Below are 7413 nucleotides of genomic sequence, written 5' to 3' on the forward strand. Positions count from 1 at the left end.
CTTCAATGCGGGGGGTGTCTTCGTGTGCGTCCATAAGGACACTCGTTAAACCCTCGCGAAATCAGCCCGCCAGACGGCCCTCGGCGTAAGCTTACTTTCAGGCGGCTTTTGCGATCTGGTCTTTATACCATTCAGCGGACAACCTTGACACGACACCAGCAATTTGCTTCCACTCGATACCAGCCTCTTCCAGCTCGGTAGCGGACTCTTTCTTGATGTCGCCACCCATCCACTTCAGAAAGTCACCGGTGCGCCGGATATCCAGCTCTCCGTTCAAGCCCTCGTTTAGACCCTGGTTGAGCCGTGCCTCAGTGATGTAAGAGAGAGCCATTTGACGGGCGTCTTCGGTGAGTTCAAAACGACCTGAAGCTGCAGCCTTCGCTTTCCGTCCTCGGTGGTGTTGGGTCTTCGCTTTGAACGACAACTCACCAAACTCTTGACGCGTTACGCCGCTCTCGTAGATAGGGCAGCCGACAACGCCCTCACCTGCGTCTTCGATACCAAATTTAGCGAACACATACGGATCCCGGATCGCGATCTGCTCTACGATTTCGTTAACCTCATCCACTGCGTCCTGGATTGACTGTACCCTGCCAAAATCCACTTCGATGTAAGCAAGGTGGGGCAGGATGTGGATCGTGTCCGGCCGCGGCAGGTAGGTATCAAACGCTGCTTCAACGATGTAGGTGTCTGTGAAGAGCTTCCCGTCTTTCTGAACAGCGAAAGGGAAAAACATCTTTCGGTCGATCTTGTTGATCGCGTCGGTGTCTTGAACACCTGGTCCAGCCCACTCACCATAAATGATGATGTCCTCGGCTCCTGCCAAGCTCTCGAAATAGGCACGGTTTTCCTCAACCCATTCACAGAAATTGTAGTTGTCAAAATCAAGCGTCAGGTCCCGCTTGCGGCTCTGCGCTGTGATCTCACCGTTTTTGTCGATCCGGACGGCTGCGTTCGTGCCATGTAGCTTGATTTTCAGCCCGTAAAGGACAGGATGAACCCCAGCGGTCAGAACACGTTTGTTCTGATTATGCACTGCATGCGCGAAAGTTTCTATAGATGGAAATGATGTAAATTGACTTGTCATGATGATCCTCCTTGTCGATGGCAAAGAGGAGTTAGGAAAAAAGAAAGGCCCCTCAAAATGAGGGGCCAAACTAATTCATAAAAAGCGCACGAACATGATTTGTGAACAGAATACCCGCGACTGAATGATCACCCAGTCACGCCAAACGTTCTCGCAGTCCATGGAACCCTCCGTCGCGGCCTTCTTGAGGCTGGCAGCGACGAAGGGTTGTTAGGCTATGGTCGGTTCACCCACGCCATGAGAAGGGTCTCTGTCAGGGGCTCAACCTGTGCGACGATGGCGGCCCTGGCTGCGGCGTCATGGGTCTGATGCGCTTGCTCACAAAGTTGAGCGACCTGGGCGTGCTGTGCGTTGCCCGCATCGAACTCTGGCAGGTTCATGTGCTTGAACACGTCGCCGACCTGAATTGACACATTGTGTGACTCGATCCACTCGCGGACCATCGGGGCGTTCAAAAGCGCACAAAGGAAGTAAGCCGTGTCCTTGTCCTCGAAGGCGGCAAAATAGATCTTATGGTCGGGTATAAACGGCTTGATACCACCGCCCGGGATGGGCGCGGATCCGGCCACCGCCGCGAAGAACTTTGACGACATTTCCGGCCACACAACCTTCCACGGCTCAAAGGTGTATGGACCCACGTTGTAGATAGCAAAATACGGCGCACCCTGCATCTGTCGGCGATACGTCGAGCGATTTTCCAGAAGCTGCTGGTAGTGCGCAAACCAAGCCCGCGTCCGAGACAGCTGTGGGCTGTTCATCGCAATGTCGGCCGCGTCATAGTCATCGCCGTTGATCGCCTCGTTCGGCACGAATGTCAGAAACGGCTGAGCACCTGGTGCCGAAAGTCTCAAGTAGAACGCCTCAAAGTCTCCGGCACCCTTCAAAAGAGGGTAGAGAAGGTCATTCTCAACCCATGATGTCCGCGCGGCCCCGATGTCTTTCTTTCCGGCTTCAGGACGGCTTTGAATTTCGATGAGGTTCGCGTTGCTGTTCAACGGACGGACGAAATAGACACCGTTCAAGTCGGCCGTGATACCTTTCCGGCCAGCGACCCAGTCACACTCGCCGGACATGGCGTTGAGAACTGCATATCGGCCCGGCGCTAGCACGGCCCAAGGGCTTCCAAGGTCACCGACCGGTGCCGCCTCATTGTCAGCGATATCCACACGTGCCATGACATCGGCCAGAGATGACTCTACCGGTATCGCCCTGGTGAATCCGGCCGCGGCTGACCATTCCTCGTATGGGATAGGATAGCCACCGGCCGCATCGGTCTTGTCAAAGACGACGACAGTTGTGTGGTTCACTGCGTCTTCGAATGGCTTCAATTTTCTCATGTCGTCGACGAGGCGCGGCACAAGGTGTTTGGACTGGTCGTTTCCGGGCTCGATCTGGAACGTCCGGAAGCCCTCGGAAGACGGGTTCTTGAATATTGTGCCCGTGATGACAAATGTCAGCCGCCCATCATCGGCCAACCACTTGTCAGCGACAGTGTATGTGATCATGGCGCTTATATCGAGCTCGTTTCCGCCGTGCCGCTTTGTCCGAGAGAATATGCCGTAGTGCTCGCAGGTCGGCTTCACCCGCTCGCGGTATGCTTCCGGAAGTTTTGACCAGCGGACCCATGGCGGGTTGCCGATCACGTAGTCGAACCGGCCAGCGCTCGCAGACCAGAAGAAGTTCCGCACGATGCGAAACCAGATACCATCCCACTGCATCTGGTGAAGGTTCAGCACCTGGTCGTAGGTAGCCCGAAGAGGCGCATCCCAGTCCGCCATTTCCGCTGCGGTTGCGAGACCAGCCGCCACGATACGGCCTGAGCATGCGTTGAAGTCCCTAAGCGCTTCAACATCCCGGCCCATCTGGTCGAAGAAGTGGTCGAGACGGGTGCGGTCCCTGACCAGTGCGGCCGGAAGGGTGATATTAAGACGCGCGACCATGGAGCCGATTTTGTATTCCACGACGTCTTGACCGGCGGCCGGTTCGATAGTCGGGGCGTAGATGGCGTCAGCCAGCAGAACTGGGACTTCGATCTGGTGGCCTGGCGACGCGCGAAGCAGGTCAGCGATCTCCATCAGGTAGTTCACCCGCGCGGTCTGGACTGCCAACGGGTTTAGGTCGAAGCCCCAAACGGCGTCACAGATACGGTTAAGAGTGTCCAGCTCGCTCCAGCCTGCAGCGGCTGCTTCGTTCTTCAAGATCCGAATGGCCGCGATTAGAAAAGACCCTGATCCACATGTCGGATCCAGAACCCTCTTATCGAGCCACGGGGCGTTTTTAGCCCGAGTAATCGTATGGTCAACAAGCCAGTCAGGCGTGTAATACTCGCCAAGGCTGTGTCGAAGGCGTCCCGGCACAAGACCCTGGTAAAGGTCACGCAGCACGTCTCTAGAGTGGGTCATGCGGTCTGTCCGATACAGCGACAGAGCTGTAAGGATACGACGCAAGGGTGGGATGATAGTCGGCCCGAAGGCCGGATCGCCCGCGATGTCGAGATACCACGAGAAGATGACCTCCTCGACAAACCCAAGGATGCCAGCTTGTTCAAAGAGGCCCGACCCTTCGATGTCTGTTTTCAGGCGCTGCAGCATGTTCGCATCGTTCGCGACCGCCGCCATTTCCTGGGCGGGTTGATTAGCCGCCGTAAGGCCGTGTCCTGAAACGATTTCAGCGGCCAGCAATTTAATGATAAGCGAGTTGTAGGTATGGACAACAAAAAGACGTCCGGGAATGGAGAACCCGGCGGGTCCGTTCCAAGTGAACGACAACTCTCGCGCAATTTGATCTGCTTGGAGCACAGACATATCGGCAACCTGGCCGTAGAGCGTTTTCCACTCTTCAAAGAGCATCTTGATCTTGTTGTTGCCCGCCACGGTTATGCGAGCGGCCAAAGCGTCTGCCAGGCCCTGCATCAGGTCACGGGCGTTCGATGATCCATGACCAAAGTCGCGCATCAGGTTGTCGGCAGAGATGGGCTTCCGTGTCTGTGCGGTGATGGCTTGGATGACAAGCTCAACCGCATACAAAGAGAAGGGGATTAGGTGCTGGCTGGTGATTTGACCGTTGGAAACCTGCGCGAAACATACGTGTTCGCCGTCGATGGCAATGCCGATGTAGTCTTCGGTCTCTGCGTGTTCCGCCGCGGCAATGCGTTGGATATAAGGCAGGAGACGTTGGTCCATAGCCTCAATGAACTTCGCCGACGTCTTGCTGCCGCGGAAAAGGCCCGGACCTTTGAATTCGATAACCACGTTGTTGTAGCTCGAGTCGCGTCGGGCGCGTTCCGCATCGAAAATGATTCCGGTTGCGTTCTCGAGTGCTGAAATCCAGCCTTGTCTTACTTCTTCTTCATTTACCCAAGGTCTAACCCGTCTAGCCTCAATCGCTCTGAACGCAACATCTGCCGTCATAACTGCCCCACTTGTCCAAGTTTTGCGGCACCTTACATTGGGCACTTCGTTTGGCCAAGACGTTCACGAAGGAAAAGGCCCCGCCTGGGCGGGGCCATGATCATCCTGCGCTTGGCTTTACCCGACCGCCCCGAACAGCGGCAGATCTTCGTAGCCTTCGACAAGCCCGCCCCACTGGCCAGCCATGGCCTCAGCCACGCCCTGGAACGTCTTTGAACGCACCTTCCAACGATCCGGCCCCGGAGGTGCGCGATGGATTGCCGACCAGGCCTTGTGCTCGTCGGTGCCCGCTGCGGGCGGTGTGAGTTTGTCTGTAGGGCGCAGCTTGGGCAGGTTGCGTAGATAAAGGCCAGTCGCTTTGAATGCTGGGTCAACCCCAATGGTTTGTCGATGAAGGCTACCTGACAGATTTTGACTATTATGCCCCGTTTGAGCCCGATCTGAAGGGTGTTGGATCAAGGGGTGGGGAGTATGAACAGTCTGCACTGGAAGAGGCCCTGGAACGGTCAAAGGTCTTCGGGAACGCTGTCGAACTGTTCAAACGGTATGCGCCTGAAAATGGCACTGGCGTCGTGTTCTGTTGCTCGAAAAAGCACGCTGAACTCGCTGCTCAGGCTTTCAATGATGCGGGGATCCCTGCTGATATTCTCCTGGGTGAAGATCAAGGTGAGGTGAGGAAAGACAAGCTGGAACGGTTGGCACGCGGTGAGCTGCGTGTCCTGTGTGCCGTGGATGTCATCAGTGAAGGGTTCGATCTACCGTCTATCGACGTTGTGCTTCTCCTCCGTCCTACCCAGTCTTTCTCTCTTTTCCGTCAGCAAGTCGGCCGCGTCCTCCGGGTCATATACGCCGCCGGATTTGACCTGAGCACGCGAGCAGGGCGTCTAGATGCTATTGCGGCCGGTCCTAAGCCGCGCGCCCTGGTTCTGGACTGCGCCGGTAATTATCACCGACATGGCCATCCCCTAGATGATTTCTTCCCGACTCTGGAAGGGGCCGATCCAGAAAGAAAGAAAGACACACACACGGAAGACGGCGACGCGCTTTCGACGCGTCGTTGCGATGAGTGTTTACAAGTCATTCGCAGCTATCTGACTGTCTGCCCCCACTGCGGTACCGAACATGGCCCGGATCCTCGAGTCCCGGCGTCTGTTGCTGCTGAAATGCGGCGTGTCGAATCCGTCGCGAACACGCTTCATCTGTGCTTCTATGAGCTCCATGTCGTCAAGCGGACTGACTCCCCACTGCGGGCGATCCTTCCCCGGCGTTTTGAACAGGAATTGGCGGTATCCCCGGCCAGCGCGACGATACCTCTCAACCTCTTGGGCGGTCAGAAAACGCCGCTCTGTTGGCGAGAGCCTGGCCTCAGCACACCAGGCCCAGAGCATCCGTTCCAAGCCCTCTGAGCGGTGACCGGCTATGTTTCGCAACGGGCGGGCGGTATGCGTGGACGCTTGGAGCTCGTGACACAGCGTAAGAGCCCGCTGTATGCGATTGTAGTCTCTCACATACTGCGATCCTCGGATGCGCCAAGCGCCTTTATGAACGGTTCCAACAAGATCAGTCGTTTGAATGGCATCTTGCCGAAAGTAAAACCGCCAAGGTCAGAACTGGCCAACGTCGTCTGGCTACAGCCTTTGGCTTTTCTGAAAGTCTCCGCGATCAAGTCGTTGAGCGGCTGGTTGAGTACTACAAGGCGGCGACTGGGGGAGGTTCTGGAGCATGATTAACGAAGACCTCGTCGAACAGGCCGCACTGGCCATACTGGAGGAACAGGGATTTCCCTATCTGGGCGCGGATGTGATCTCGCCCGATGGGACAGCGCCCGAGCGCGCGTCCTATGGGGAGGTTCTGCTGATGGGGCGGCTGGAAGACGCCGTGGCACGGCTAAACCCTTTGATCCCCGAAGATGCCCGCCGCGACGCGCTGCGCCAGATCACCGGGTCTGCGTCACAGAGCCTGACAGAGGAAAACCGACGCATTCACTCCCTATTGATCAACGGCGTCGATGTGGAATTCAAGTCGGACGATGGAACGATCCGGGGCGACAAGGTCTGGCTGGTGGATTTCAAAGATCCACAAGAAAATGACTGGCTGGTAACAAACCAGTTCACCGTGATTGAGGGTAAGCATAATCGCCGCCCTGATGTGGTGGTTTTCCTCAATGGTCTGCCCGTCGCGGTGATCGAGCTCAAGAATGCCGCCAGCGAAACCGCGACCATTGAGGAAGCTTTCGCGCAGCTTCAGACCTACAAGCAGCAAGTTCCGTCGCTGTTCCGGACAAACGCAGTTCTGATCAGCTCGGATGGCCTGCTGGCAAGGATCGGCTCGCTCACCGCGAATGAAGAGCGGTTCATGCCGTGGCGCTCCGTCACGGGTGCAGCGGGTGACTTTACCCCCGAGGGGCCACAGGAAATGGCGACGCTGTTGCGGGGCGTGTTCGGCAAGGCGCGCTTTTTGGAACTGCTACGTGATTTCACGGTGTTTGGCGATGTTGGCGATGGCCCGTTTAAGATTATCTCGGGGTATCACCAGTTTTTCGGCGCCCGAAAGGCGCTAGCCAGCGCCATAGAGGCTTCGTCCCCCGAAGGTGATCGTCGGATCGGTGTGATCTGGCACACACAAGGTTCGGGGAAGTCTCTGCTCATGGCCTTTTTCGCTGGGCTATTGGTGCGGAGTCCAGAGTTGCAGAATCCCACCCTGATCGTGCTGACCGACCGCAACGATCTCGACGATCAGTTGTTCCAGACCTTTGCCATGACGAAGGACCTGATCCGGCAGACAGGCAGAAGCATTACTCAGAGAGATCGTCTAGAATATTGTAAGGTTCCGCCGAGGGCCGTCTTGCCTCAGCAGCTCTTCTCGTCGGCCATGATGCTCTCGACGACTTTGGGATCACACTGTTCGTCGCGCAGG

4 protein-coding genes and 1 pseudogene are annotated in these 7413 nt (G+C 56.6%); 2 read left to right on the forward strand and 3 right to left on the reverse strand.

Annotation, left to right across the window (positions count from 1 at the left end; all coding sequences use genetic code 11):
• Positions 1-97: 97 nt before the first annotated feature.
• From FN828_RS19935 to FN828_RS20940, 3 genes and pseudogenes are all read right to left on the reverse strand, one after another.
• Positions 98-1087 carry an RNA ligase family protein gene (locus tag FN828_RS19935; RefSeq protein ID WP_142495070.1) on the reverse strand — a complete coding sequence of 330 codons (990 nt, stop codon included), beginning with the start codon at positions 1085-1087 and terminating at the stop codon, positions 98-100.
• 215 nt (positions 1088-1302) lie between these two features.
• Positions 1303-4497, reverse strand: a complete 3195-nt coding sequence (locus FN828_RS19940; protein WP_142495071.1) for an N-6 DNA methylase — start codon at positions 4495-4497, stop codon at positions 1303-1305.
• A gap of 117 nt (positions 4498-4614) precedes the next feature.
• Positions 4615-4869: pseudogene (locus FN828_RS20940) on the reverse strand (hypothetical protein); the annotation flags it as partial.
• On the opposite strand from FN828_RS20940, the gene FN828_RS19950 reads away from it, so the two are divergent.
• Positions 4860-5903: a DEAD/DEAH box helicase gene (locus FN828_RS19950; RefSeq protein WP_142495072.1), complete on the forward strand. Its 1044-nt coding sequence runs from the start codon at positions 4860-4862 to the stop codon at positions 5901-5903. The pseudogene FN828_RS20940 and the gene FN828_RS19950 overlap by 10 nt on opposite strands.
• A 316-nt stretch (positions 5904-6219) precedes the next feature.
• Positions 6220-7413 (forward strand): type I restriction endonuclease (locus FN828_RS19955; protein WP_142495073.1); only part of this gene is annotated, 1194 nt, incomplete at its 3' end.

Origin of the sequence: Thalassovita litoralis (genome assembly GCF_900182725.1) — a bacterium.
GTDB classification, from domain to species: domain Bacteria; phylum Pseudomonadota; class Alphaproteobacteria; order Rhodobacterales; family Rhodobacteraceae; genus Thalassobius; species Thalassobius litoralis.